The sequence below is a fragment of the Flavobacterium oncorhynchi genome (assembly GCF_002217355.1).
Classification (GTDB): Bacteria; Bacteroidota; Bacteroidia; order Flavobacteriales; family Flavobacteriaceae; genus Flavobacterium; species Flavobacterium oncorhynchi.
Genome location: NZ_MUHA01000006.1, coordinates 1 through 25,667, shown reverse-complemented (window position 1 = coordinate 25,667; position 25,667 = coordinate 1). Strand labels below are relative to the sequence as shown.

The following is a 25,667-nucleotide window of genomic DNA, read 5'->3' as shown; positions in this document are numbered from 1 at the left end:
GAGAACTGTCAGCAACTCACTGCACAACCTATTCTTTTACTTCACTTCCCTGTCGTAGACCATGAATGCTTTGTACAAATCCTGGTACTCGTCAAAAATCATTTTTGCAGTTTCCCTGGATTCAGAAACAAGGCGGGAGCCGACAGCCGAATCCGTAATCCAGTAATCGTAGTCGCAGTACGAAAACCCGACACCAGAAGGAGAACCCATTTCGGCATAAGCTGAGTATTTATACTGATCATAATCAGTGAAATCAGGCTTAAATGTCGGGTTGTGATAGTCCGTGGCAACAAAAAGCTTTGCGATCGCTTTTACAGCTTCAATATGTCTTTCAGGAATACCAGTAATAACAATTGCATTTGCATCTAAATTTTCACTTTCAAAAATTTGTTCTATTGTAGCGATTTCTTTACTCATGATATTTTTTTTTAAGTTGTTCTTGATTTTTGATACTCAGGTAAAAATTTCTTCACAGCATCAAGCAGATTTTGCTTTGCATCAGGACCGACGAAAACAAGGCGGGAGCCGACAAACGAAGACGAAGTCCAGCCAACGTAGTGGTCGGACGAAAACCCGACACCCGAAGGAGAACCCATCTTGAAATACGCAAAGTATTTATACTCGCCTTTATTAGTCCAATCAGGTAATTTACCTTCATTGTATGCTGCAACTATAAGAACCTCTAAAGCCTGACCTATCTCATGATCTGAAAATCCGTTCCATTTTCTATAGAAATCAGCCTCAGTGGTATCATTCAACTCAAAAACATCCTGAATCGTTTGAATTCTTTCTCTGATGTTTTTCACAAATACTTTTTTTCCGAAAAGATTTTCAAGCATTGTTTTCTGCTTCGGTGTTGCTTCATCGTGCGCTTTTACCGCTGCCGATTTATTAATTTGAACTGTTTCCATAATTAAGCTACTTCTAAAACGAACAATGGTTTGTAAATTTCCTCTTCAAAAAGTTTTCCAGCGTACTCAGCCAAATCACTTGATTTAAAAGCAAGGCGGGAGCCGACATCCGAAAGCGTATCCCAGTAAACGTAGTAGTTGTACGAAAACCCGACACCCGAAGGAGAACCCATTGTGAAATATGGAAAATATTTGTATTCACTGGAATTAGCCCAATCAGGAATCCAACCTTCATTAAATACTTTTGCAACAAGCTTCGCTTTTCTATAAGCAACTTCATCAGATTCTAAACCATGATTTGATAAATCAAAATCTGATCTTTTAATTTTTAATTCAGAAAGAACATCATCAAAGTTTTTGATTCGTTCTTTAATTGATTTTAGAAAAACCGCTTTTCCCAGCAAATTTTCAAGAAGCAGCTTAGACTTTGGTCCAGCTTCATCATGCGCTTTTATCGCATCTTTTTTGTTGATTTGTAATGTTTCCATGTTTTATATTTAGTTAAGATATTTATCGAATTCGTCTGATTTTGGTTTCGGTTTTTTGATATAGATTTTGTAAAAACAAATTGACATCCCAATCACAAACCACAAAAACACAAATAATACAGCAAAGCCAAAACAACCTAGAATCAGCCAGCCTAAAATTTTAATTACCTCCATAATGATTTTTTAATTTTAGATTCAGGAAACACCGCATAATGAAATCTTTTTTCATTTCTATAATCCAACACTGCTTTCAACAAAAACCATAGAAGAAATACAATAGCCACAAAAAGCAGCATAATAACAGCATCAAGATCACTTATACACATCTTCCACATATTTTACATTGTTCAATCATTTCAAAATAAGATTCAGGATCACAAACACGAATTGCATTACTACATAACACAGCATCCTTTACCTCAATCTCATTAATTATTTCTTGCTCAGCCTCTGTTACTTCTATTTGATTTTCCATTTTGCTTTTTTAAGTAGTTAGGTTTTCTTCCTCTAGTTTTTGAATCGATCATCGCAGAATATTTAATCTCTCGATCTCGCTTAGTTTCTTTTGGTGCAATACTGGAAGCTTTCACACTCCCAGCCACACCACTAGCTTGAATTATCTTCAAAGCTACTTCTAACGTCTCCCGCAAGACATTTAAATCGTTTTCTGGAATAAGAACCATTTTCATAATCAGGTTATATCATGAAGTTTTTAAACCATCATAAATCTTTTCTAAATCTTTATTTAGTTCAGGATCTTTAACCCTTCCTGCCCAAAAATTATCTAATTTTTTCATTCCTTCACGAGTATGATACGAATGATCAGCGTCCATAATTAACTCCACAAACCCCTCTCGTTTCACAAAACCAAGCGCCTTGTAATTATTCAGAATACGAACAGCATTCACCAGCAAAGCCATTTCTTCATTTACTGGAATTATTTGTATAATATTTTCCATATATTTGTCTTGTCTTGTCAAGTTTGGCATTTGAATTGTTATACAATACTTAAATTATTTGACAAGACAAATATATGTACAATATTTTACATCTAACCATGTTTTTGTACAATATTTTACAAACTTTAACATTATTTTATGTTTTTTATTACAAAATCAGCCCTATGAACGATTTAAACATCAAAGAATTACGTGCTCAAAAAGGATTATCACAGAGTGAATTAGCAAAAAGAATAGGTGTTTCTAGACAAACAATTGTAAATTATGAAAAAGGCGAAGTAATTCCCGAATCAAAAAGAGATATACTGTACAATATTTTACTAAATAACGACACAGATACAGATAACGAACTTGTAGGATATTATACAAAATCGCTCAGCGGTTATAGTAAAAAAATTGCCGAAAAAGAGGAGGAAATAAAAGCTAGACTTGAAACAATAAGATTACTAAAAGAAAAGAAACAAGATTGTAGCCATCAAGAAAAAATCATTTCGATCTTAAAAGAACAGATAAACATCATAAAAGAAGCAGAAGAAACCCACAAAAACGATATGTAGAAATTTCTTATATTTGAAGAATTAAAAACTTTAGATATGAAAAATTTATTTCTTACATTGATTTTAACAACAGCATTTTGCAATGCACAAACAGCTGTCTATAACAAAACAAAATCAGCTGGAAATTTCAAAGAATACCAAACTAAGGAAGGACAAGTTTTAAAAATTGGAGACAGTCTAACAATTGGCTATCCGTTAGGAAAAGATTTTACATTTCTAACACAAGGCAACCAACCAGTAGCCGCTTTTTTAAGCAACAATAAAATTAAAATATCAAATTTTAAATCTGTTGGATCAACGAATCGAGGATATAAAATTTATGCTTTATTTAAAGGCTACGGAATACCTGTTTACATTGACTATGAATCAGCAGTTGAAACAGGCGAAGTCAAGAACCCATTTTCATTATAAAAACTACAATATAGCAGTGAACAAAAAAGTGAACAAAACCTAATATTAACACATTTTAATTTGTTTGTAAAGTCAATAAAATCAATTACTTAACTTTTCAAAATCACTCGTTTCAGTTTTCGATTCCCGGCGACTCCACAAAAAAGCCTGTAAACTCTTTGTTTACAGGCTTTTTGTTTTTAAGTTGCCGTTTTTACTGCCATTTGTTTCATGCAGATAAGTTTGTTTTTTCTACCAAAGGTAACGTAAACATAAAAGTACTTCCTTTTCCTAGTTCACTTTCCACCCAGATCTCTCCTTGATGCAGCTTAATAAACTCATTACAGAGCAACAATCCAATACCGTTTCCTTTCTCATTTTCGGTTCCTTTTTGAATAACCTTTCTGTCAATTTTAAACAAATTTTCTTTTGCATCTAGTGAAATTCCGATACCGTTATCAGCAATAGACACTAAAACTTTTTGTCCAATTTTCTGTATTTTTAAAGTAATCTCACCATGTTTATCTGTAAACTTAATTGCATTATTCAATAAGTTTCGAACTGCAGTAGCGATCATGTTTCTATCCAGCATCACTTCAATAGACTCGTCTGATTCAAACAAAAGCTTAATCCTTTTGTTTGCAGCTGCATTTTTATTAAGTTCAACATTCTCAGCAATCAAATCGTTCAGCACAACCTTTTCTGGAGTATACTCAATCATTCCTGTCTGCACCTGAGACCACTCTAAAAGGTTATCAAGCAGCTTGTGAATATTTGAATTTGACTCATGAATCATTTCAAGAATTTCTTTAATCTCTTCACGACTATAGCATTCTACATCTTTGCTTATCATTTCTGAAAGCTGCACAGATGCTCCTAATGGTCCCCTTAAATCATGTGCGATAATCGAAAAGAACTGATTCTTATCTTTTAAAAGTTTGGAAATTTTAAGATCTTGCTTCTCCTTTACTAAGAGTAAAAATCCGACCGTTCCAATTAAGGTAAGTAGAAATAGACTAATATTGTATAAGCTCTCAAAAGCACTATAGGAAAAAAAATATTGCTGTGGATTTAAATAATTATACAATGCTCTTATGAGGATCAGCAACTCAAATACGACATAACAAAGTATGAAGAATGTTCTAAAAAAATTACCTTCTCTATTTTTGAAATAACTAATTACAGGAAGTAAATAAATACTAAATATACCCAAGCAGACAACCAAAATTCGGGCATTAATTGAACTCCCTAAAAACACAATCAGATTAAAAAAAAGTACTGCCGTTACAGTTATAATTTTCTCTAAGTGATATTTTTTTTCTGATTTTATCCAAAATAAAGGAAAAAGTGCAGTAGCCTCACAATAACAAGCCGCAAAAATTATAGTGTTTGCAATATTAATCGAAACAAAATCTGGAACTAAATTTCTCAAAAAGATTAAGATCCAGCCAATCGTTAACAATAATTTTCCGTACCCAAACCTTTTTAGTATTTTTCGATTGTCATTGGTAGCGTAGGTAAATGAGTAGCTAAAAATAAGAATACAAACAAATAAATTAGCCAGAAAATAAAGTTGAAAAACTGTTTTTGGATCTAACAAAAAAACTTTAAGCATTATGGATTAAGTTTTACAAACTAATAAAGCAAATATACAAATTAAGACTAGCACGGGACAATCTCTTTATTTCCCATTTTATCTAATATCAGCATCATATTCTGCCATTTTTATTGCTGACAGCGCAATTACTCAATAATAGTTTCCAAATATTAAAAATTAACAATTCAACTACTTTATATGTAATAGTTTAAAAGGGTAGAAAAAGCACTGCTCAAAATTATAACGAATAGTCACTTAACGATAATTTTAACGGCCTGGAAATATTAAATCTCTATCTAGTCGAGAAAACTACAGAGTTATTACTGAATCAAACTTCAAAGAACTTTTGGATGAAAACAATATCCTTGTTTGTATCCTAGTTTGGTTCCATGTAACTTCACAAAGTCCATAAAAAACTTTTTTTTCGAACTTTTTTAAATCCTAATCAATCTTATTTGGATTAATCCAATTATCAAACCTCATAATAAGTATAATTTCAACACTTAAAAAACTATCCAGCGACACCCTTAATGCAGACTATTTTACCCCTAGTTTTTCATCATTTTTCTTTAACTTAGCGCTGTCAATCTTAAATAGTAAGATTCGAATAAACTTTGTTTTTCTGCAAATAACTGAATGAAAAAGCGTTACTGCATTTTGTCCTACATTTTTTTCAGAAAATACATTCTTCTACTAATTTTAGTTAATTGAAAACTATGAACAAATTTGATTTTGGAATTGTAGGTCTCGGCGTAATGGGGCGTAACTTACTTTTAAATATTGCAAGCCATAATTTTGCGGCTGCAGGTTTAGACTTGGACACTGAAAAAGTCAACTCTCTTCAACAAGAAGCCGATTCTGATCATACAATTGAAGCGACTACCGATGTTAAACATTTTGTAGAACTTATACAAAAACCAAGAGCTATTATGCTTTTAGTACCAGCTGGAAAACCTGTTGATAGTGCTATAGCTAGTTTACTTCCTCATTTAGACAAAGGAGATATTATCATTGATGGCGGAAATACTTATTTTACGGATACTGACAGAAGATTTTTAGAATTATCTTCCAAAGGAATTCACTTTTTTGGAATGGGAATTTCTGGTGGTGAAAAAGGAGCACGATTTGGTCCTGCAATGATGCCTGGAGGAGATCAAAAAGCATACGAAAGACTTCGTCCAATTTTTGAAGCTATCGCTGCAAAAGTAGAGGGTGAACCTTGTGTAGAATATTTAGGAAACGGATCTGCTGGAAACTATGTAAAAATGGTTCACAACGGAATTGAATATGGTATCATGCAGTTGATTTCTGAAATTTATGACTTAATGAAAAGAGGTTATAATTTGGATGAAAATACAATTCAGAAAACATTTGAAGAATGGAATGAAACGTATGATCTTAAATCGTATTTGATTGAAATTACGGGAAAAATCCTAAAACAAAAAGACGAAGACGGAAGTCCGCTGATCAATAAAATTTCAGATTGGGCAAAATCTAAAGGAACAGGAAAATGGACTTCGCAAAATGCGATGGATTTACAAGTTCCGGTTCCAACTATCGACGCTGCTGTTGTAATGCGCGATATGTCTAAAACTAAACCAGAAAGAATTGAAGCTGCAACTAAATTAGTTTGGAATGGAAATCAAACTGATGTGAACACAAGTGAAGCAATTGCGGCATTAAAATCGGCATTGTACTTTTCGATTGTCGTAACATACGCGCAGGGATTAGCTCAACTTCATACTGCTTCTAAAGAATACAATTATGGATTAAATCTAGAAACTGTTGCTAAAATATGGAGAGGCGGTTGTATTATTCGTGCCGCTATTTTAGAGGATTTCAGAAAAGCATATGTTACAAAAGCAGATTTACCAAACTTACTTTTAGATGCTGGAATCGCTTCAAAATTAACAGATAATCAAGCTGGAATGAGAAATGTAATTCAATTTGCTGTGCAAAAAGGAATACCTGCGGCAGGACTTATGAATTCATTAGCTTATTTTGATGCTTACAGATCTGAAAATCTGCCAACAAATCTAATTCAGGCGCAGCGTGATTATTTTGGAGCACATACTTACGAACGTATTGACAAAACTGGTGTTTTCCACACACAATGGTCTGAATAAAGAACTTTAAACAACACAACACACAAAATGGGTAAGTTCAAAAATATAAATCCAACTATCATTGTTATCTTTGGTGGAACTGGAGATCTGGCAAAGAGAAAGCTCTTTCCCGCTTTTCAAAATCTGTATCTTGATGGACGTATGTCAAAAAAGTTTCAGATTATTGCTCTTGGACGAGCAGAAAAAAGCGATGAAGAATTTCGCAGTTATGTCTTAGAAAACCTAAATACATTCTCAAGAAAAAAAGGTCTTTCGGACCCAGAAACTCAAAAATTTCTTTCTCACATTACTTATCATAGTCTTGATATTGACAAAGAAGAATCTTACATAGGATTAAATGAGAAAATAAATACTATTGATCAGTCTTTTGGAGAACGCGCTAATCGTCTATTTTATCTTTCGATTACGCCGTCTTTCATTTCGACTATTTCTAGTAATATCAAGAAAATCGGTCTTGCTGCCAATCCTAAACAAGATCGTATTATTATAGAAAAACCTTTTGGTTACGATAAAACTTCTGCAATTGCACTTAATGAAATGCTTTCACAGACTTTCAAAGAAGAACAGATTTATAGAATCGACCATTATTTAGGAAAAGAAACAGTTCAAAACATTCTAGCTTTCCGATTTGGAAATTCGATGTTTGAGCCTTTATGGAGCCGTAATTTTATTGATTTTGTTCAAATTACAGTAGCCGAAGAAGTTGGCGTAGAAGAACGCGGCGGATTTTATGAAGGTGTTGGTGCTTTGAAAGATATGATTCAGAATCACCTGCTTCAAATTTTATGTATGACTGCTATGGAGGCTCCGGCTTCACTCGAAGCAGATGATATTCGAAACCGTAAAGCTGATGTTTTAAAATCGATTCGACGCATTAAACCAGACGAAGTCGATCATTATATTGTGAGAGGTCAATATGATGCTGGAACCATAAAAGGCAAACCCGTTCCTGGATATCGTCAAGATAAAGGAATTGCTCCGGATTCTAATACAGAAACCTATGTTGCCATGAAAATTTATCTCGACAACTGGAGATGGCAGGGAATTCCGTTTTACTTACGCACAGGTAAAAGAATGGAAGAAAAACAGTCTTCTATTATAATACAGTTTAAACCAGTTCCTCATTCTGCATTTTCTTATGGAAAAGAAGGTATGACACCAAATAGATTGATTATCAATATTCAGCCGGAAATGGATATTAAACTGCAGTTTATGACTAAAAAACCGGGCTTGTCTCTTTCTTTAAGACCTGCAGAAATGGTATTCGATTATTTTGCCTGCTCTACAATGTCACCTGAAGCTTATGAAACATTAATTGCCGATGCTTTGGCAGGAGATCCTACTCTATTTATGCGTTGGGATCAGGTGGAACAAGCTTGGGATGCAATTGATACTATTCAACAAGTATGGAAAACTACAGCGCCTGATAATTTCCCTAATTATAAAGCAGGAAGCTGGGGGCCTGAAGAAGCTGATGAATTATTGGCGCGCCAAGGACACAAATGGATCCCAAATAAACAAACAAAAGAAGAAGTTTTAGATGATACAGATTTACAATAATACTGAAGAAATTAATATCGCAGCTGCAGACCTTTTTATTGCCGCAGCACAAAAAGCAATCACTGAAAAAGACAAATTTACCGTAGTTCTTACAGGAGGTTCTTCTCCTGCAGGAGTTTACAAATTATTAGCTTCTGACGATTATAAAACCAAAATAGACTGGAGCAAAGTTTTTGTGTTTTGGGGAGATGAACGCTGGGTTCCGCTTAATGACGATTTAAGCAATGCTAAAATGTCTTACGCTGCTTTACTAAGTCACGTTCCAATTCCTGCAGAAAATATTTTCGAAATGTACAAAGACAATGTTACACCAGAAGATTATGCTGCTGTTTACGAGCAATCTATTAGAACAGTTTTAGGCGATGAAGGAAAGTTTGATCTTATTTTATTAGGAATGGGTGACGATGGACATACAGCTTCACTTTTCCCTGGTCAAGCAATATTGGAAGAGCAAAATAAATGGGTTGATGCCTATTATCTTGAACCTCAAAAAATGTTCAGAATTACACTTACTGCTCCGCTTATAAACAAAGCTGAAAAAATCATTGTAATTGCTTTTGGAGAGAAAAAAGCACCCGCTTTAAAAGAAGTTACAACTGGCGAATACAATCCAGTAACTTATCCGATGCAGTTAATTAAACCTGTTTCTGGAGAGCTATTGTTTCTTGTAGATAAAAGTGCTGCTGGAACGAATTAAGAAATTGTTTTTACACCCAATATTAAAAAGTTTATGCTTAAAAGCATAAACTTTTTTGTTTTAATATGGAACTAAATCTAATAAAAGAGCTTTACAAATAGACAAACTCATTTTGACTCTGATTATTTAGTTGAATAATATAAATCTGAATCATCTAAGACTTTCCATTCACTTGCTTCTTTGTCTTTCCATTTTATGGTTATAGTTTCATTACTCTTACTTTGCTTAAGTACATAAATTGAAACAGGATGATAACCTTCTTTTAGATTCACCTCTTGAATTAACTCTTTATTGGATTGATAACCAAAATCAGCGTCAAACAAACTAGCATTGTGCAAACGCATATAAGCTTTTCCTGATGCTTTCAATGAAAAACTATATTTTCCATCGGCAGGAACTTTTATATATCCTTTGTAAAGGATCATACCTGTTTTAGCTGTTTCTGCTTTGTCATTTATAGAAGTACTTATTTTACTAGATTGTGCTTTTAATCCTTTTTCTGAAACTACCCAAGGAAAATCACCTGCAAAAAACTCTTGCTTAAATCCTGACAAAAACTTTCCTGAAATTTTAGCGGCAGGAATTAAAGCATTGTCATAAGGGCGAGGTGCTTCAGTATCTGTATGACGCGTTTGTAAAACGGAAGCCTTCATTTGCTTTTGCATATTTTCGAACTCAGGTTTAATCGCTAAATTATTTGTCTCCTTTGGATCATTTACAACATCATAAATCTCAAAATTATCTTCGGCTGATTTAATATCATAGCGAACTCCTGAGTAATTCCCTATTCGTATCATTTGCATTTGTCCGCGTTTACGGTTTTTGTGTGTCGAATTATCGTCTTTAAAATCTGGTGTTTTTCCATTTTCAAAGTATTCTACATATATTAAACTCTGCTCCTGTTTTCCATTTCCAATTAATGTAGGTAAAAGCGAAACACCATCAGTTCTTGCGGGAGGAATAACTCCGGCTGCCTGCGCAAACGTAGCCATCCAATCTGATAACATTGACGGAGTGGTAACAACTTTTCCGGCTTGAATATGTTTAGGCCAATTTGCCAAAACCGGCATACGAACACCACCTTCCCAACAGTCTCTTTTAATACCATCAAAAGGACCATTACTAGAGAAAAATGTAGGTTGAAATCCAACAAATTGCGATGGCAAATACGATTCAATAGAAGCGCCATTATCTGATGTAAAAACCACCAGCGTATTTTCGTCTATTTTTAAATCTTTCAATAATTGAAGTATATCGCCCACTGCATCATCAATTCGGCGATTGGCAGTTGCGTATCTTTTAAAAGTATCGGGCCACGGCACCTCTTTTGTCGCTGGATTATTGTCATCATCATAAGCAGCATTTGCATAATCAGTATGCATATAAGAATCTGGAGTGCCAGAAGCTGTATTAATCATATGTCCAGAAGTTCCTGTCCATTGCAAGCCTCCATTTAATCCTTTTCCGCTTGGGTATTCTTGTGTTGGCAATTCTAATACTGCGTGAGGCGCATCATATGCCAAATACATAAAAAAAGGTTTTGAAGCATCTTTGCTTTTTGCGTGTTCAACAATTCTTTTTTTTGCCATCGCTGTCCATAAATCAGTTGTATAACATTTTGCTAAACCTTCGGCCACGTTATTATAGTCGTCATAAACCTCTCTTTTACCACGATACAAACCTTCAACAGGATAATGTTCATGTCCGTCAACGTGTCTCATGTAACCATAATACGAATCAAAACCACGCTTTAAAGGATGTGCAGGCCAATTTGGTCCAGTTTCTTCCACTCCTTGTAATCCCCATTTTCCTATAGCCATAGTTTGATAACCGGCTTGTTTTAAAACTGTTGCCAGCGTATGATTATCTTCTAATGCTTTGTCGAATTGATTGTCTCTAATTTGAGCATTTCCTTGATTAACACCTGTCAACAAAGAACTTCTAGAAGGCGCACAAACTGGAGCGTTACAATATTGCTGTGTAAACATGGCACCAGTAACGGCCATCTGATCTAGATAAGGAGTAATTTGATACGGTTTTGACGGATCATTGCTTTTCATTCGCTGATTTTGAAAAAATACACCTATATCACCATAGCCCATATCGTCAACTAAAATATAAATGATGTTGGGCTTTTGCTGGGCAAACAGCGAACAAGTTGCAAAACATAAAATGATTACTTCTTTTATTTTATTCATATTTAAAAATTTTATTTTTTCACTTAAAAACCCTAGAATCAACACTAAACCTTTAATCATCATATCTCCTGCCAGAGTTCATCTAACAAAATACAGTGTTTTAAATAAGAAAAACAAAAAACACCTACCAGAAAAATTAGTCGATTTACTTAATAAAAAAACAGCTCGTAACTGAGCTGTTTTTTTACTTAGTAAAATCGTTAATACTAAATGCCTTTAGTATCTATATCTGAGTAATCTCAAGAACTACACTCGTTTCTACTTTTGATGAAGAAACTCGTAAACCTACATTCATTAAATAATCTCCAGTATAAGATTCTCCTGATTCTTCAAGGGTTTTCTTTGCTTCCGGCATTAAATTGATCTCTTCAACTTTATACTTTTTGTTTGGGTCTAATCCTTGAAAACGAACTAAATTATACTGAGGATCGTAAAGCGGATGCAAGGTATAAGAGAATAAAACGGCTTTGCTTTTGGTATCATCAACATACATTAAAACAGCACGACTTTCATCATATGGTGATACCATACGGTACATATCACCGTGCCAAATTACTGGGCTTAATCGCTTATAATTTGCAACCGCATCTTGACAATATTTCAACTCATTTGCTTTTAGTTCTTTTACATTAATGTCAAAACCTAATTTGCCCATCATAGCCACATCGGTTTTAAATTTGATCGACTGATTTCCCCATGATGTTACATGATTACAAATTGAAAATGCTGGAAAAAACTGCGAATAACCCCATTGTATAAATACTCTATTATAAGGATCTGTATTATCACTTGCCCAAAATTCTGTGAAGTATTTAAGAAGCGCATAATCTGTTCTTCCTCCGCCGCCAGCGCAAAGCATCATGGGCAGATTTGGATATTTAGTTTTAATTCTGTCTAAAACTTTATAAAGTCCTTTTGTATATTCGATAAACAAATGTGACTGCTGATTTTTTAGATAAGTAGAATACGCACTCGTCATCATTCGATTACAATCCCATTTAAAAAATGCTACTCCAGAATTAGTCTGCATAATATCATCTACTGTTTTAAAAACAAAATCCTGCACTTGCGGATTACTTAGATCTAAAACCAGCTGACTGCGATAATAACTTTCTGGTCTATTTGGAAGTTTTAAAACCCAATCCGGGTGTTTTTCGTATAATTCACTTTTAGGATTAACCATTTCCGGCTCAATCCAAATACCAAACTTTACTCCGGTTTTCTGTGCTTCTTGAATTAAGAAACCAATACCATTTGGCAATTTCGTTTTAGTAGCCTGCCAATCTCCCAGTCCTGATTTATCGCCACTTCGTGGATATTTATTTCCAAACCAGCCATCATCCAATAAAAACATATCGACACCAAGCGTTTTGGTATCAGCAAACATATCTGTTAGTTTTTTTTCATCGAAATTAAAAAAGGTTGTTTCCCAATTGTTCAATAAAGTCAATCTTGGTTTATCACCATCTTTTATGCCATATTTCCCTGCCCATTTATGCAGATTTCGGCTCGCTTGTCCCTTACCTTTATTAGAAAAAGTATAGATAAATGACGGTGTAGTAAATAATTTACCTGGCTCAAGACTGTATTCTGAGGCAAATGGATTAATTCCTGAACTTATTCGAAGTGAGTTTTTATTATCTAATTCAAAAGCAAGTTTGAAATTCCCTGACCAAGCAATTGTTCCTGCAATAATTTCTCCCGAATTTTCCTCCGCTTTAGCATTTAGAGATAAGAAAAAAACAGGTGTTTGGTACATATTGGTACGAACTCCTAATTTTGAGTCGATTACTTTTGTTCCACTCGTTAATTCCGTTTCCAGCATTCGTGCTTCTTTTGCCCAGTCACCATGAAATTGAGTTAACCAGTAACGATCAGCATCAAAATGAAGCATTGAAGAGGCATAATTGTACAACATTATGGGTTTCTTTTCGTGATGCACAATTTCTGTCCATTGTTCAACAATATTCTCATTATAAAAAGCCTTATAATGCAGCGTCACTTCTACTGGATATACTTGATCTTTTAATTTTATAATGGTTTCTGTTGTATTGTCATCTATCTTTTCTGTACGATGACTTACATAAGTTAATTCAAGAGATGGATTTCGGTCGTTATGAGTTACACGTATAGCAGATTCGAACAAATTATCAGTTCCATAAGTTGGGTACGCCAAATGTCTCAAGTTATTCAAGGGATTTCCGTCATTTATAACGAATGATTTTGTGTTTTCTTTTGAAAGTGCATCATATCCAGAGTTTCCAGTAAGTTTTGCTCCTAAATACGTTTGATACAATAAGCCGTTTTTTCCCGCTTTTAAAATCAAAGCTGAACTTTGTGTTTCAATTTGTATTTGTTTCTCTTGTGTATGAGCTTTATAAACTAAAGCGGTAAGCATTAATAAAAAGATTATTTTTTTCATAAAAAGTAAGTAGTTGGTAGTTAAAATGTGGTTACTGTATGTTATTTACAATTAAATCAACAGATAGTAACTTGCGTTATTACATTATAGAATTCACAATAAACTATATTATTTTTTCTGTTTCTATTATTTATTTGCGAAAAATGAAATTCAAAAATATCACATTCATATTCACAAACATACTGGCACCTACCAGTTTCTTTTTAATAAATGCTGCACTCCTAAAAATAATCCATGTTTTAAATAATTTAAGAATGCTAAAAAATCATCATTTTGCTGAAAACTCGATCGATAATAAGGATTCAAAAAAATAACTTAAACCATCTTGCGGAATAACAGCACTGCTGGAAAAAAACCTACCAGTAAATTGATTTTTTGCTTTCTATTCTAAATAACAAAAAAGACGAATAACCATAACACACTAAAAACAAGTGATTTTACAACAATCAAAACCCAAAAAAATCAAATTCGAAATTGAACTGATACAATTTTAAACAAACTTAATCTTGTGTAGATTTAACTTTCTACAACTGGTATGGTTCAAAAATTAAAAAAAACACAGCCAATCGTAAAACTGTACAAAAATTATTTTTGATACTATATTATCCATTTTTACAAAACGCAAACTGTTATTTTTTTCTACATTTTAAAGGGGCAAAAAATAACCTTTGCACTTTTAGATTAGCTGTGAAATATTTTCAATCTTAAAATAATGCACAAATTCCGTTATCACCGACAGCTCCTCGTTTTATGATTTATATTCATATATTATCCGCTTTCTTTTCATATTCTATCAGATCATGATACTATTTTAGACATACGACAAACAAACTAGTTGGTACTGATACGAAAAAACAAAGAAACCTTTCTAATTTTGATTTTCAATTTCATCTCTTTCTACTAATCAGAAACATATGATAAACAGCCCGAAAAAGGGCCTTTTGCTCCTTATTGAAATTAAAAAATAAATGTAATGAAGATATTATTTGCCAAAACCCGAAAGCATTTTCTATTTGTCTCAGCTGCACTTTGCTTATTTTCCAGTAAACTCTTTTCGCAAGAAGAGCGCCGCTGGCAGATTGATCAAGACGGATCTATTTCTTGGCAGATAAACAACAACATTCCGCATAAAGATCATATCGAAATGAGCGGTAAAAAAATCTCCTGCGTACTAAGATATGGTGTAGCGGCAGATGGCGCGTTTCATGCAACCCGCAGTTTGGTTTGGCCAATGTTGCGAACAATACCGAATAATACTCATGCCAGTTTTACACGTCAATTTGCGCAAGATGCTTTTGATTTGGTTACGGTGAATTATAAACCCATTGCTTCAGAAAAAGTAATTTCATTAACGCTGAACGGAACATTATTGGTAAAGAGTAAATCGGGTAATACTCTCGAATTAACGAGACAATTTTTCCCATCAACAACCTTATCTGGATATTGTGAAATCTATACTATTAAAAATGTTTCTGATAAAACTTGTGTTGTAGAGATTCCAAAATCAAATGCTGTTTATACATCAGATCCAGCAAAAGGAACGGATGGAAGTTATGACTTGCATGTAGATCTTTTTAATCATGGAAATTTTAATCTGCAGAAAAATGAGACTATTCGTTTTTCTGTTTTTTACTCCGCAGGTAAAACAAACGAACAAATTCCAGTTGTAAACATTGAAGACGAAAAAGATAAACGCTTAAAATTAATCTATGAATTTTGGGACAAACTCATATTAGAAACACCTGATGAAGTTTTGAATACAGAATTTGCTTTTGCTAAAATCAGAGCTTCTGAAAGTATTTTTGAAACTAAAGGCGGCCCTATGCACGGTCCTGGAGGAGAATCTTATTATGCGGCTATTTGGGCAAACGATCAGGCTGAATATATTGGGCCTTTCTTTCCGTTTTTAGGATATGAGTATGGTAATCAGGCATCATTCAATGCTTATTTGCAATTTGCTAAATTCATGAATAAGGAATACAAGTCTATTCCAAGTTCGATTATTGCTGAGGGAACGGATATTTGGGATGGCGCCGGCGACCGCGGCGATGGCGCAATGATTGCCTACGGTGCTGCACGTTACGCTCTTTCTAGAGGAAATAAAAATGAAGCCAAACAATTATGGCCATTGATTGAATGGTGTTTAGAGTATTGCCATAGAAAACTAAATTCTGATGGAGTTGTAATATCTGATTCTGATGAACTTGAAGGTCGTCTTCCGGCAGGAAAAGCCAATCTTAACACCTCCTCTTTATATTATGACGCTCTTAACTCTGCTGTTTATTTGGGCGAAGCTTTAGGTAAAGACAAAACTCAATTGAAGACTTATAAGGCTGAGGCTGAAAAATTAAAAATGGCTATTGAAAAATATTTTGGAGCTAAAGTAGAAGGTTTTGAAACCTATAAATACTATAAAGAAAATGATGTTTTGAGAGCTTGGATTTGCACTCCGCTCACGATGGAAATTTATGATCGAAAAGAGGGAACTATAGATGCTTTGTTTTCTACAAGACTATGGACAAAAGATGGTCTTGCCAGTATTGCTGGTGATAAAATATTTTGGGACCGCTCAACTTTATATGCTTTAAGAGGCGTATTGGCTGCGGGAGAAACAGATAAAGCGCTGGATTTTTTACATTATTACTCGAATCGTCGTTTATTGGGCGATCACGTTCCGTATCCTGTAGAGGCTTATCCTGAAGGAGATCAGAGACATCTTTCTTCCGAAAGCGGTTTATACTGTAGAATTTTTACGGAGGGATTATTTGGCATTCGTCCTACTGGTTTAAACAGTTTCGATTTTACGCCGAGGCTTCCTAAATCTTGGCCTATTATGAAACTGCGCCAAATACATGCTTTTGAAAAAGATTTTGATATTACAGTTGAAAGAGCGAATGAAAAACTGAAAGTAACTATCTCTAATGGAAAAAAGATAGTATTTACCAAACTAATTAAAGACGGGAGTACAATCAATATTCAACTCTAACAATTCAATCATTTTTCACAAAAAAAAGGAACTTCAAGAAGATTGAAATTCCTTTTTTTATACTTATTTTTTTAATCTTATTTATACAAAATACAATACTGTTTTATATAAATCATTAGATTGTATTTGCTTTGTATCTGCATTAAAAACTCCAGATTGAATGGTATCCCTTTTTGGTTGAGCAGCATTTTTAAGATATGCCTTCAAGTCATTAACAATTCCTCTTTTTGTTTGGTAACCGCTTAATCCTATCAAATTGTTAATTTCTTCTAGAACAGCTAGATTAGCGTATAATAACTTATCAAATAAACAGACTAAAGCAATTTTTCCTTTCTTTTCAAGCTGCAAAAATTCAATTAATTCTTGATGACTGTAAACTACAAATATAGATCTATTAAGCCCTTGAGATTTTGGCTTTTTACTAATCAAAAATGAATCTTGGGTAAATTTAAATTCATCTGCAAAATTATTTTTAAACATTTTTAAAAACAATCCTTTATCGTCTCGCACTAAAACTTGTATCTTTTCCATCGTCAATTTCTTTACAATTAATACTCCCTAAACTGAGCTAGTTACAGCTCATCAAAGTTTCTTTTTAGGTTTTGTATTTGTTTGTCTTTTTTTGATTTATACAATCTTGATAAACAAGTACAAAAGTATTTCACTTCAAAATTAAACACCTCCACAATAAGACATAAAAACCTCAAAATAAGACTTTTATTTACTAAACATTTTAAGGAAATATTTAGTAAACAAAGAGATAATCTGATATAAGTATTGTATCGTATTCTTTTAAAAACAAAGAATAGAAAATTTAATATTTGATAAAGTTAAATCGATCAACAAACATAGATCCGATTAGCGGTATGGGTTTTCTTTTTTGATTAACAGCGTTAACAATCCCTGCTATTAAAAAAACCAATATACCAAAACTAAAAACGGTAAAGAAAGTTGAAATTACAGGATTAATAGAAAATATCGGTATAAAAGCACAGCCTAGTGCTGCACTCAAAACACCTAATCCAAAAGACTGTTTTAGGTGATACTGCGCAAATGAAGACCTTCCTCCATTATGATAAACAAGAAAAGAAATTACCCATCCTACAAGAGTTAAGTAACTAATTATTGAAATGGTTTTTCTGCTCATTCTTCTCTTGTTTATCTTGATTTTTTTTAAATTCTTAACTGATTATATTTTATAGTTTCGTGATTATAAATTCACTTCTTCTATTCATTTGATGCTGTTCTTCGGTACATTTTACACCATCAGAACATTCATTTACAAGCTGCGTTTCACCGTAACCTTTACCTGTTAATCTATTTGGTGAAATACCGTTTTTTACCAGCCATTTTATTGTTGATTTGGCTCTTCTATCAGAAAGTCTTTCATTGTATACGGCTGTTTGGCGACTGTCTGTATGCGAACGAATATCTATTTTCATTGTTGGATACTGATTTAAAACATCTAGAATTTTCACCAAATCCAAGGCCGCTTCAGGACGAATATCCGATCCGTCCAAATCAAAATAAATCATTTTAATATCAAAACATTTCCCTAAATCATCTCCTACTGCAACCTGACATGTAACTTTATCCAGCGAAATTGGCAAATACGTTTTTCCTGTTTCTGTTCCAATCGATGGGCGAACCTCTTTAGTTGCATAATCTGCTTTTTCAACTCTTACATTATAGGTTTTTCCGCATTCAACAGAAAAACTGTAAAATCCATTTAAATCTGAAATGACAGTACTTTTCAGCACCTGCATATCATCATACAGTGAGACTTTGGCACCAGATAAAATAACTCCTGTCTGTGTATGTGTAATAATACCGTTTAACTCCTGAACGCATTCCAATTTACGCGTTTCTAAAAACTTATAAATATCATCAGAACCTTGTCCGCCGTCTTTATTCGAAGAGAAAAAACCTCTTCTGGACTTATTATCAATAACAAATGCAAAATCATCGTTAGGAGAATTAATATCGGCACCTACATTTTTAATATTTGTTATTTCATTCCCGCTTATTTTACCAACAAATACATCTAAACCTCCAAGTCCTGGATGACCATCTGAAGCAAAATAAATTTCGTTATCAGCTGTTATAAATGGAAACGTTTCTTTGCCTTCAGTATTAATTGTTTTACCTAAATTCTCTGGAGAACCAAAACCTCCGCTTCCATTAATACTTACTTTATAAATATCTGACTGTCCAAATGTTCCCGGCATATCAGATGCAAAATACAAGGTTTTTTCATCAGGACTTAAAGCTGGATGTGCGGTACTATAAGTATCACTATTAAATGGAAGTTCAATAATATTCGTCCATTTATTGTTTTCAAAAGTTGCTTTGTATATTTTAATTAAAGTAGTTTTATTACCATCTTTTCCTTTTTTGCCGTCAATAAAATTGTTTCTTGTAAAATAAACCGTTTTTCCGTCTTTTGTAAAAACTGGCGTCGCTTCGTTGAATTTAGAATTGATTTTAGATTTTATCTTTTCAGGCTTATTTGGATTGAAATCGGCATCAATATCGGCTTGATATAAATTTGTAAAATGTTCCCCTGTCCATTTGTGAATTCGCTGCGCAAAATTACCAGTATCTCTGGCTGATGTAAACACTATTTTATTTTGATAAAATGCCGTTCCGTAATCTGAATACTTACTGTTTACACCTGCATCTTCAATTTTATATCTTCCTGAATTGGCTTTAATTTCTGCTAAATAATTTTTGTCTTTTAAATAGCGCTCAGCTCTTGTATCTTTCTTTGATTTTTGAGCAAACAAGTCTAATATTTCATTTGCTTTTTTATCATTTCCAGCTGCTTTCAATGATTGTGCATAACGATAATAATACTCTGGTTCTACCTCACTTTTCATAGCGAATAATTCCTCGTACCATTTGGCTGCTTTCTCAAACTCTGAATTGAAATAAAAAGAGTTGCCTAATTTCTTGAACATATCCTCAGATTTGTATCCTTTATCAGCAATTCTTTCATAGGTTTTAATGGCGTCTATATAGGCATAATTGTTATAGTCTTTATCAGCAGAAACTGTCTGGTTTTGCTGGGAATAACTATTAAATGAAAAAACAATTAGTAAGGCGTAAACAAGTATAAAATTTTTCATTGTCAATGTAGGATTAAAAGAAACGTGGGGTTGTAATTTTACCATAGTTTTTAAAGAACTCGTATCGTAGAAATATTTCATGCGATCCTGAATTATAATTTTGCAGTTTTGTTGTTTCATGGTCGTAGGCATATCCTATGTAAAGTCCGTCTGAAACCTGAAAACCTGCCATTGCACTCACCGCAGCGCTCCATCTGTATGCTGCTCCTACAACAAATTTGTCGTTGAACATAAAATTAGCCGAAAGATCTACTTGCAAAGGTGCTCCTTCTACCATTTTTACTAATACCGCAGGTTTGAATTTAATGTATTGATATTTATCTAAATCAAACACATATCCTCCCATTAAATAATAATTGATTCTATCTTTATAAATCGCCACATCATTATCATCGTAACGATTAGTTTCGATAAAACTGGGCACTGATAAACCAACATAAGCTTTGTCTGAATGCCAATAAACTCCAGCTCCGACGTTTGGAGAAATTTTATTTCTTAAATCTTGAAATTGCGGATCTCCTTGGTCTTCAATGTTCAATTTATTAATATCTAAATTAAACAAATTAACTGTTCCTTTGATACCAAATGACAGCTTAAAATTTGCTGATGTTTGAATTGAATACGATAAATCTGTTGAGAAATTATTCTCGTTTGTTGGTCCAATTTTGTCATTAACAAGCGAAACTCCAATTCCTAAATTACTGTTACTAATTGGTGAATTGACTGAAAAACTGCTTGTTTCTGGAGCACCGTCAAGACCTACCCACTGCGTTCTATATAAACCAAAAACACTCAATGCTCCTCTTGATCCTGCATATGCGGGGTTAATACTTATGGTATTGTACATATATTGTGTAAACTGAGCATCTTGCTGTGCACAGCAAAAAAAACCAGTTAACATAATAACCACTGTATAAAATTTTATTCTCATGCTTTTATCTTTAATAATTTAAAGCTGCTAAAAATGTAACTCAGCAAATTAATTTCTAGTTAAGTACAGGTATCCTGATTTTTTTAATACCTGAGGTGAAGTTCCAGAATATTTAATATTTATAATGTAGAAATAAGTTCCTGTTGGCAGCATCTCATTTTTCGATATGGTTGTTCTTCCTTCTGAATAACCTCTAAAAACATTTCCATTAGAGTCATAATTAACAGTGTCAAACACTTTTATTCCCCATCGATTGTAAATTTCAACTGTATTATCTGCTGAACATTCTGTCAATCCATCAATCTTGAAATACTCATTTTTTCCATCTCCATCAGGTGAAACAGCATTGAAAACTGTCAAAGTACTGCAAGGCAAAACAATGCCGTCATCGACTCTTGCAGTAGTAAACACATTATATCCCGAAACATTTACAGGAGTAGTAACCGTTTTTTTATCACTATCTACAACTCCGCCTTCATCAATCCAACGGTTTTGAGCTTCATCCCATCTTACGATATGTATTGAAGTTTGTGGTGACACGAGAACGTCTGCCGGCGTAGTCGATGTTTCATCCCAGCTTAAAGTCAGCATTACATCTGAGTTTCCGGAAGTTTTATCTAAAGTCCAATATTCTTGATTATTGATAAGAACTATTTCCTTTGCTTTTTGACTATGCGGATATAAAGCATTAGAATCTTCAAAGAAATATTTGCCTGTAAAACTGCTCAATATTTCCTTTGGTGCCGAGATACCTGCAAATCGGTATTTATTTTTATCGCCAATTGGATAAGTAAAATCTTCTTGACCTGCTTTTTGCACCTTACCATCAACATGACTGTTATCATTGACATTAATATGTTTAGATTTATTTTCGAAAACTAACAATCCTCCATATTCATCGTCATTAATAATTCCTTGCTGAAAATTAGCCGTACCAGAAATACTCACTTCGTTCGACAAATGAAAAGCGGGCTGAATACTATTATTTTTAAATTCAGCATCATTCCACTGCATAGGCATAGTTCCTGAAATTTGCTGAAATCCTGTCGATCCAATCATTCGTGTTATTCCTGAATGTGATCCTGAAGAAAAACTTACCAGTCCGTCATTATTATAATGGCTGTACAAGATAAATTCTCCATCATTAAACAGATTTCCTGAACTTTTGTTATCCATTGCTCCTACTGTAGACATAGTTGTGCCAGATGTAATAAACAACTCTCCAACATTTACAGTCTGCGCTGTCATTATTCCGCCGAGAAATAATAAGAGGGTTAAAAAAATATTTTGAATTCTTGATTTCATAAGCTCTATTTATTGACTTACTGTTGTATCGAAATTTTTTAGATTTAACTTTAAAAAATAACGCTTTTAGTATTTAGCATTGCTTTTTGAAGGAAGCATTGGATTTGTAATTACCTGACATTTTGATACTGTAACACTTATCACGGCTTTCTTAGATCTAAACCCTTCATCTCCATAAGGCTGAAATGTTCCAGCCGGATATGTTTTTCCTTTTATATTATAAGAAACTTCTGCCTTGCCTGTAAATCCTTTTACGGGATTGAATGTTACTAATCCTGAAGCTGAATTATAGGTAAAAGTTCCTTCTGTTGTCGTAATCGAAAACGGATTTGCCGCAGTAGTACCATCAGCATTAAGAAATCTAAATTGACTGTAATCTATATTACTTGAAGATGCTATTGGTATTCCGTGAGTTGGCCCACTATACGCGACATCGTTTGCATATGGATTTATAGTTACTGGATTATTTTTGCATATTGTTGCATTATCAGCAACTGCTTCTGCGGCATATGGTAAAACTACTTCTAAGCCCCATATTTTATGTATATCATTTAAACCTCCTGTTGAAGCTCCAAAACCAATTTTAAAACTATTAGGAATAGCAGTATTTAAAGTATGAGTTGTAGCTGCTCCTTCATTTAAAGAAGTATTATAATCAGAGTTTTCTGGATTTGAATTTTCGGTATAAAGTATAGATTGCTTGTACCAATAATTATCGATTATAGTTCTAACTGTATTTTGATGCTGTATTTTTACTGTAATGTTATAACCACCAGACGCATTGGGAACAAGTTCAATAAATGCTTTTCGATAATTTGCATTGTTAGGATCTGTGGTATAGGCTCCAGATCGGATATTAAAATTATCCGGATTTCCATTGTTATAGGAATATGCTCCTAAAACATTAAGTTCTGCACCTCCGTTTGATGTCCCTGTTGGAGTTAGTGTACTTTGGGTTGTAAGCACAGGATAACCTGTATAACCTGCTCCTCTTCCTTTATTATCCAAAGCACCTCCTCTAGCACCTCTCAAAGTAACATGACTGCTTCCTGAGTTTGCCCAGCCGCCAGATGGAGCCGAAACCCCATTCAGTCTAGCATCACCTTGAAAAGGATCTCCTTTAAAATTTCCATAAGAATCTAAAGCAATACCTAAATAAGCTCCAGAAAGTCCTTCACGTCTATTGCCAGAATAGGAATCGTTGGCTCTTAAATAAGAATATCCCATTCCACGTCCATTTGTTCCAATTGTTGGAGTAACAGCAGCATCAAATAAAAATACGCTTATACCATCTGCTCCAGTTCCTCCATAAATTGCATACTCAAATGAAATTTTAATACCAACTGCGCTGTTAAATTTTTTATTGTCAATAATAATTGCTCCAAATTTTGAATTAGTCGCTGGTGTTAACTCTAATCCAGTAGTTGTAAATACCGCAGCATTTGCAGTAGCTCCAGTTGGCAGAATTATTTCAGCAGGCTTTGTCGCAGAATTAAAGCTCTGTGTATACGGGAAATCACCGTACACCTGTGCACTTACTGTTTGAACAGTTGCAAGAAGCAAAAAAACTACTAGTTTATTATAACCTTTTAAAAATGTATTTTTCATAATAGTACGTTTCAAAAACATTAGTCTCTTACTTTAAATACAATATTCATAAATGAAGCTTCTGTAGGAACAGCAGTAGGTTTAACTGTATAACTGATAACCCCAGCTGCTGAAACCGTAACTGTATTAAATACATTAGTGTCAAAATAAGTCACAAAATAATCTAAATCTGCAGGTGCTAAAACAGGAAGCGATGAAGCTGAATTACTTCTAGCCTGCCCAGCAGAAGCATTGAATCCAAACTGTTGTGAATAAAAAGTATATATGTTCAAAGTCTGTGTCCCTGATAATACAACACCAGATGCATTATGCGTTGGTACTACAACAGAAGGTGCATAAAAGAACTTTGGCATTGCTGCTTTTACTTGTTTCAAAACACCAGTTGAAGGATCTGCAACAACTATGCGGTCTGCTGTTGATGTATAAGAACTTCCGTTATAGATATTAGTATTGTTACCCGTTTGCAAACCACCAATTGCTAATGTATTAGCAGTTGTAGTAGTAACCGTAGTTGGTTTTATTAATGCTCCTCCTAACTGTGTATTCCCAGTAGTAATTGTTAAACCATTATCAGCAGTGATTGCGCTGGTTATTGCCGGAGTTAAATCTAATGCAGTTGCAGGTATTCCGTTTACTGTCGTTGTCAATTTAGCACCACTTAATGCATTTCCAACTGTATTTACTGCAGGTGCCGTAACACTAACACCATTTACTACTGATGTAATTGTATTGGTTTGATTTGATAATGTATGTGTAGTTGCAGGTATAACTGCATTTATAACATAAGGAGCGGCTGTTGTTCCAGATCCAGTTATTGAAATATTATTTCCTGCATTTGTAACACCTCCTTGACCAGCTGGTCCAGTATCACCTTTTGCTCCAGCAGTTCCTTGAGGCCCTTGTGCCCCAGTATCTCCTTTTGCTCCAACTGTTCCTGCAACTCCTTGCGGTCCTGTTGCTCCAGTATCACCTTTCGCACCAGTATCACCTTTTGCTCCAGCAGTTCCTTGAGGCCCTTGTGCTCCAACTGTTCCTGCAACTCCTTGCGGTCCTGTTGCTCCAGTATCTCCTTTTACTCCAACTGTTCCTGCAACTCCTTGCGGTCCTGTTGCTCCAGTATCACCTTTTACTCCTGCAGTTCCTTGAGGACCTTGCGCCCCTGTATCTCCTTTTGCTCCAGCAGTTCCCGCAACTCCTTGCGGTCCTGTTGCTCCAGTGTCTCCTTTTGCTCCAGCAGTTCCAGCAACTCCCTGTGGTCCCGTTGCTCCTGTATCTCCTTTTACTCCTGCAGTTCCTGTTGCTCCAGTTGCTCCTTTTGGTCCTGTTAAGTTAGAAGTGGTAAAAGTTGTACCGTCAGTATAGGTAATTGTAAAAGTTCCGTTTCCGTTATCAACCGTAGTTGTAATTCCTTTTCCATTATTTCCTGTAGCTCCTTGAGGTCCTTGTGCTCCAGTATCTCCCTTTGCCCCAGTATCACCTTTAGTTCCTGCAACTCCTTGCGGCCCTGTTTCTCCAGTATCACCTTTTGCTCCTGCAGTTCCTGCTGCGCCAGTTGCACCTTTTGGTCCTGTCAAATTAGAAGTAGTAAAAGTTGAGCCGTCAGTATAGGTAATTGTAAATGTTCCGTTTCCGTTATCAACTGTAGTTGTGATTCCTTTTCCATTATTTCCTGTTGCTCCTTGCGCTCCAGTTTCTCCTTTTGCTCCGTCAGTTCCTTTTGGTCCTGTTAAGTTAGAAGTGGTAAAAGTTGTACCGTCAGTATACGTAATCGTAAACGTTCCGTTTCCGTTATCAACTGTAGTTG

At 34.3% G+C, this 25,667-nt stretch carries 21 protein-coding genes; 6 read left to right on the top strand and 15 right to left on the bottom strand.

The window, feature by feature from the left end:
• Positions 1 to 36 precede the first annotated feature (36 nt).
• The 5 genes from B0A75_RS04580 to B0A75_RS04560 form a co-directional block, all read right to left on the bottom strand.
• A complete protein-coding gene (locus tag B0A75_RS04580) occupies positions 37 to 417 on the bottom strand; it encodes a hypothetical protein (RefSeq protein WP_089053114.1) in 381 nt (126 codons plus the stop codon).
• 11 nt (positions 418 to 428) lie between these two features.
• Positions 429 to 911, bottom strand: a complete 483-nt coding sequence (locus B0A75_RS04575; protein ID WP_089053113.1) for a hypothetical protein — start codon at positions 909 to 911, stop codon at positions 429 to 431.
• A 2-nt stretch (positions 912 to 913) separates the two neighbouring features.
• On the bottom strand, positions 914 to 1,399 hold the full coding sequence (locus B0A75_RS04570) for a hypothetical protein (RefSeq protein ID WP_089053112.1): 486 nt from the start codon (positions 1,397 to 1,399) through the stop codon (positions 914 to 916).
• A gap of 316 nt (positions 1,400 to 1,715) precedes the next feature.
• Positions 1,716 to 1,874 (bottom strand): hypothetical protein, encoded by a 159-nt coding sequence (locus B0A75_RS20465; protein WP_165765090.1) that lies wholly within the window; start codon positions 1,872 to 1,874, stop codon positions 1,716 to 1,718.
• Positions 1,875 to 2,100: 226 nt separating this feature from the next.
• Positions 2,101 to 2,358, bottom strand: coding sequence for a hypothetical protein (locus tag B0A75_RS04560; RefSeq protein WP_123872321.1), 258 nt, complete (start codon positions 2,356 to 2,358; stop codon positions 2,101 to 2,103).
• A 164-nt stretch (positions 2,359 to 2,522) separates the two neighbouring features.
• Between B0A75_RS04560 and B0A75_RS04555 the strand changes: the two genes are divergently transcribed.
• Both B0A75_RS04555 and B0A75_RS04550 read left to right on the top strand, forming a co-directional pair.
• Complete coding sequence (locus tag B0A75_RS04555) at positions 2,523 to 2,915, top strand: helix-turn-helix transcriptional regulator (RefSeq protein WP_089053276.1); 393 nt, start codon at positions 2,523 to 2,525, stop codon at positions 2,913 to 2,915.
• A gap of 36 nt (positions 2,916 to 2,951) precedes the next feature.
• Positions 2,952 to 3,326, top strand: coding sequence for a hypothetical protein (locus B0A75_RS04550; RefSeq protein WP_089053109.1), 375 nt, complete (start codon positions 2,952 to 2,954; stop codon positions 3,324 to 3,326).
• 208 nt (positions 3,327 to 3,534) lie between these two features.
• Here B0A75_RS04550 and B0A75_RS04545 read toward each other — a convergent pair whose 3' ends face one another.
• Positions 3,535 to 4,920, bottom strand: a complete 1,386-nt coding sequence (locus tag B0A75_RS04545) for a sensor histidine kinase (RefSeq protein WP_089053108.1) — start codon at positions 4,918 to 4,920, stop codon at positions 3,535 to 3,537.
• Between the two features lie 698 nt (positions 4,921 to 5,618).
• Here B0A75_RS04545 and gndA point away from each other — a divergent pair.
• From gndA to pgl, 3 genes are read left to right on the top strand one after another with little or no spacing between them, the layout of a single operon-like run.
• Complete coding sequence (gene gndA / locus B0A75_RS04540; RefSeq protein ID WP_089053107.1) at positions 5,619 to 7,028, top strand: NADP-dependent phosphogluconate dehydrogenase; 1,410 nt, start codon at positions 5,619 to 5,621, stop codon at positions 7,026 to 7,028.
• A 27-nt stretch (positions 7,029 to 7,055) separates the two neighbouring features.
• Entirely contained in the window at positions 7,056 to 8,588 is a 1,533-nt protein-coding gene (gene zwf / locus B0A75_RS04535) for a glucose-6-phosphate dehydrogenase (RefSeq protein WP_089053106.1), read from the top strand.
• Positions 8,569 to 9,285 carry a 6-phosphogluconolactonase gene (gene pgl / locus B0A75_RS04530; protein ID WP_089053105.1) on the top strand — a complete coding sequence of 239 codons (717 nt, stop codon included), beginning with the start codon at positions 8,569 to 8,571 and terminating at the stop codon, positions 9,283 to 9,285. Before zwf ends, pgl begins: the two co-directional genes overlap by 20 nt.
• Positions 9,286 to 9,407: 122 nt before the next feature.
• Here pgl and B0A75_RS04525 read toward each other — a convergent pair whose 3' ends face one another.
• On the bottom strand, positions 9,408 to 11,483 hold the full coding sequence (locus tag B0A75_RS04525) for a sulfatase-like hydrolase/transferase (protein ID WP_208861256.1): 2,076 nt from the start codon (positions 11,481 to 11,483) through the stop codon (positions 9,408 to 9,410).
• A 223-nt stretch (positions 11,484 to 11,706) separates the two neighbouring features.
• Positions 11,707 to 13,905 carry an alpha-galactosidase gene (locus B0A75_RS04520; protein ID WP_089053103.1) on the bottom strand — a complete coding sequence of 733 codons (2,199 nt, stop codon included), beginning with the start codon at positions 13,903 to 13,905 and terminating at the stop codon, positions 11,707 to 11,709.
• A gap of 973 nt (positions 13,906 to 14,878) precedes the next feature.
• Between B0A75_RS04520 and B0A75_RS04515 the strand changes: the two genes are divergently transcribed.
• Positions 14,879 to 16,891: a hypothetical protein gene (locus tag B0A75_RS04515; RefSeq protein WP_089053102.1), complete on the top strand. Its 2,013-nt coding sequence runs from the start codon at positions 14,879 to 14,881 to the stop codon at positions 16,889 to 16,891.
• 81 nt (positions 16,892 to 16,972) lie between these two features.
• On the opposite strand, the gene B0A75_RS04510 is transcribed toward B0A75_RS04515, so the two are convergent.
• The 7 genes from B0A75_RS04510 to B0A75_RS04480 all read right to left on the bottom strand — a co-directional run.
• Positions 16,973 to 17,422 carry a hypothetical protein gene (locus B0A75_RS04510; protein WP_089053101.1) on the bottom strand — a complete coding sequence of 150 codons (450 nt, stop codon included), beginning with the start codon at positions 17,420 to 17,422 and terminating at the stop codon, positions 16,973 to 16,975.
• A gap of 283 nt (positions 17,423 to 17,705) precedes the next feature.
• Complete coding sequence (locus B0A75_RS04505; RefSeq protein WP_089053100.1) at positions 17,706 to 18,038, bottom strand: import component protein; 333 nt, start codon at positions 18,036 to 18,038, stop codon at positions 17,706 to 17,708.
• Between the two features lie 49 nt (positions 18,039 to 18,087).
• Positions 18,088 to 20,019 carry an OmpA family protein gene (locus B0A75_RS04500; RefSeq protein ID WP_089053275.1) on the bottom strand — a complete coding sequence of 644 codons (1,932 nt, stop codon included), beginning with the start codon at positions 20,017 to 20,019 and terminating at the stop codon, positions 18,088 to 18,090.
• Between the two features lie 13 nt (positions 20,020 to 20,032).
• Positions 20,033 to 20,950, bottom strand: a complete 918-nt coding sequence (locus B0A75_RS04495) for a PorP/SprF family type IX secretion system membrane protein (RefSeq protein ID WP_089053099.1) — start codon at positions 20,948 to 20,950, stop codon at positions 20,033 to 20,035.
• Positions 20,951 to 20,998: 48 nt separating this feature from the next.
• Positions 20,999 to 22,255, bottom strand: coding sequence for a gliding motility-associated C-terminal domain-containing protein (locus B0A75_RS04490; protein WP_089053098.1), 1,257 nt, complete (start codon positions 22,253 to 22,255; stop codon positions 20,999 to 21,001).
• Between the two features lie 66 nt (positions 22,256 to 22,321).
• Entirely contained in the window at positions 22,322 to 23,863 is a 1,542-nt protein-coding gene (locus B0A75_RS04485; protein WP_123872319.1) for a hypothetical protein, read from the bottom strand.
• A gap of 20 nt (positions 23,864 to 23,883) precedes the next feature.
• Positions 23,884 to 25,667: collagen-like domain-containing protein (locus B0A75_RS04480; protein ID WP_123872317.1), on the bottom strand; the 1,784-nt coding region annotated here is incomplete at its 5' end.

What these genes read in the sequence shown, in the direction of transcription:
- B0A75_RS04580 (WP_089053114.1), bottom strand. Translation starts at nt 417, where the DNA reads ATGAGTAAAGAAATCGCTACAATAGAACAAATTTTTGAAAGTGAAAAT.
- B0A75_RS04575 (WP_089053113.1), bottom strand. Translation starts at nt 911, where the DNA reads ATGGAAACAGTTCAAATTAATAAATCGGCAGCGGTAAAAGCGCACGAT.
- B0A75_RS04570 (WP_089053112.1), bottom strand. Translation starts at nt 1,399, where the DNA reads ATGGAAACATTACAAATCAACAAAAAAGATGCGATAAAAGCGCATGAT.
- B0A75_RS20465 (WP_165765090.1), bottom strand. Translation starts at nt 1,874, where the DNA reads ATGGAAAATCAAATAGAAGTAACAGAGGCTGAGCAAGAAATAATTAAT.
- B0A75_RS04560 (WP_123872321.1), bottom strand. Translation starts at nt 2,358, where the DNA reads ATGGAAAATATTATACAAATAATTCCAGTAAATGAAGAAATGGCTTTG.
- B0A75_RS04555 (WP_089053276.1), top strand. Translation starts at nt 2,523, where the DNA reads ATGAACGATTTAAACATCAAAGAATTACGTGCTCAAAAAGGATTATCA.
- B0A75_RS04550 (WP_089053109.1), top strand. Translation starts at nt 2,952, where the DNA reads ATGAAAAATTTATTTCTTACATTGATTTTAACAACAGCATTTTGCAAT.
- B0A75_RS04545 (WP_089053108.1), bottom strand. Translation starts at nt 4,920, where the DNA reads ATGCTTAAAGTTTTTTTGTTAGATCCAAAAACAGTTTTTCAACTTTAT.
- gndA (WP_089053107.1), top strand. Translation starts at nt 5,619, where the DNA reads ATGAACAAATTTGATTTTGGAATTGTAGGTCTCGGCGTAATGGGGCGT.
- zwf (WP_089053106.1), top strand. Translation starts at nt 7,056, where the DNA reads ATGGGTAAGTTCAAAAATATAAATCCAACTATCATTGTTATCTTTGGT.
- pgl (WP_089053105.1), top strand. Translation starts at nt 8,569, where the DNA reads ATGATACAGATTTACAATAATACTGAAGAAATTAATATCGCAGCTGCA.
- B0A75_RS04525 (WP_208861256.1), bottom strand. Translation starts at nt 11,483, where the DNA reads ATGAATAAAATAAAAGAAGTAATCATTTTATGTTTTGCAACTTGTTCG.
- B0A75_RS04520 (WP_089053103.1), bottom strand. Translation starts at nt 13,905, where the DNA reads ATGAAAAAAATAATCTTTTTATTAATGCTTACCGCTTTAGTTTATAAA.
- B0A75_RS04515 (WP_089053102.1), top strand. Translation starts at nt 14,879, where the DNA reads ATGAAGATATTATTTGCCAAAACCCGAAAGCATTTTCTATTTGTCTCA.
- B0A75_RS04510 (WP_089053101.1), bottom strand. Translation starts at nt 17,422, where the DNA reads ATGGAAAAGATACAAGTTTTAGTGCGAGACGATAAAGGATTGTTTTTA.
- B0A75_RS04505 (WP_089053100.1), bottom strand. Translation starts at nt 18,038, where the DNA reads ATGAGCAGAAAAACCATTTCAATAATTAGTTACTTAACTCTTGTAGGA.
- B0A75_RS04500 (WP_089053275.1), bottom strand. Translation starts at nt 20,019, where the DNA reads ATGAAAAATTTTATACTTGTTTACGCCTTACTAATTGTTTTTTCATTT.
- B0A75_RS04495 (WP_089053099.1), bottom strand. Translation starts at nt 20,950, where the DNA reads ATGAGAATAAAATTTTATACAGTGGTTATTATGTTAACTGGTTTTTTT.
- B0A75_RS04490 (WP_089053098.1), bottom strand. Translation starts at nt 22,255, where the DNA reads ATGAAATCAAGAATTCAAAATATTTTTTTAACCCTCTTATTATTTCTC.
- B0A75_RS04485 (WP_123872319.1), bottom strand. Translation starts at nt 23,863, where the DNA reads ATGAAAAATACATTTTTAAAAGGTTATAATAAACTAGTAGTTTTTTTG.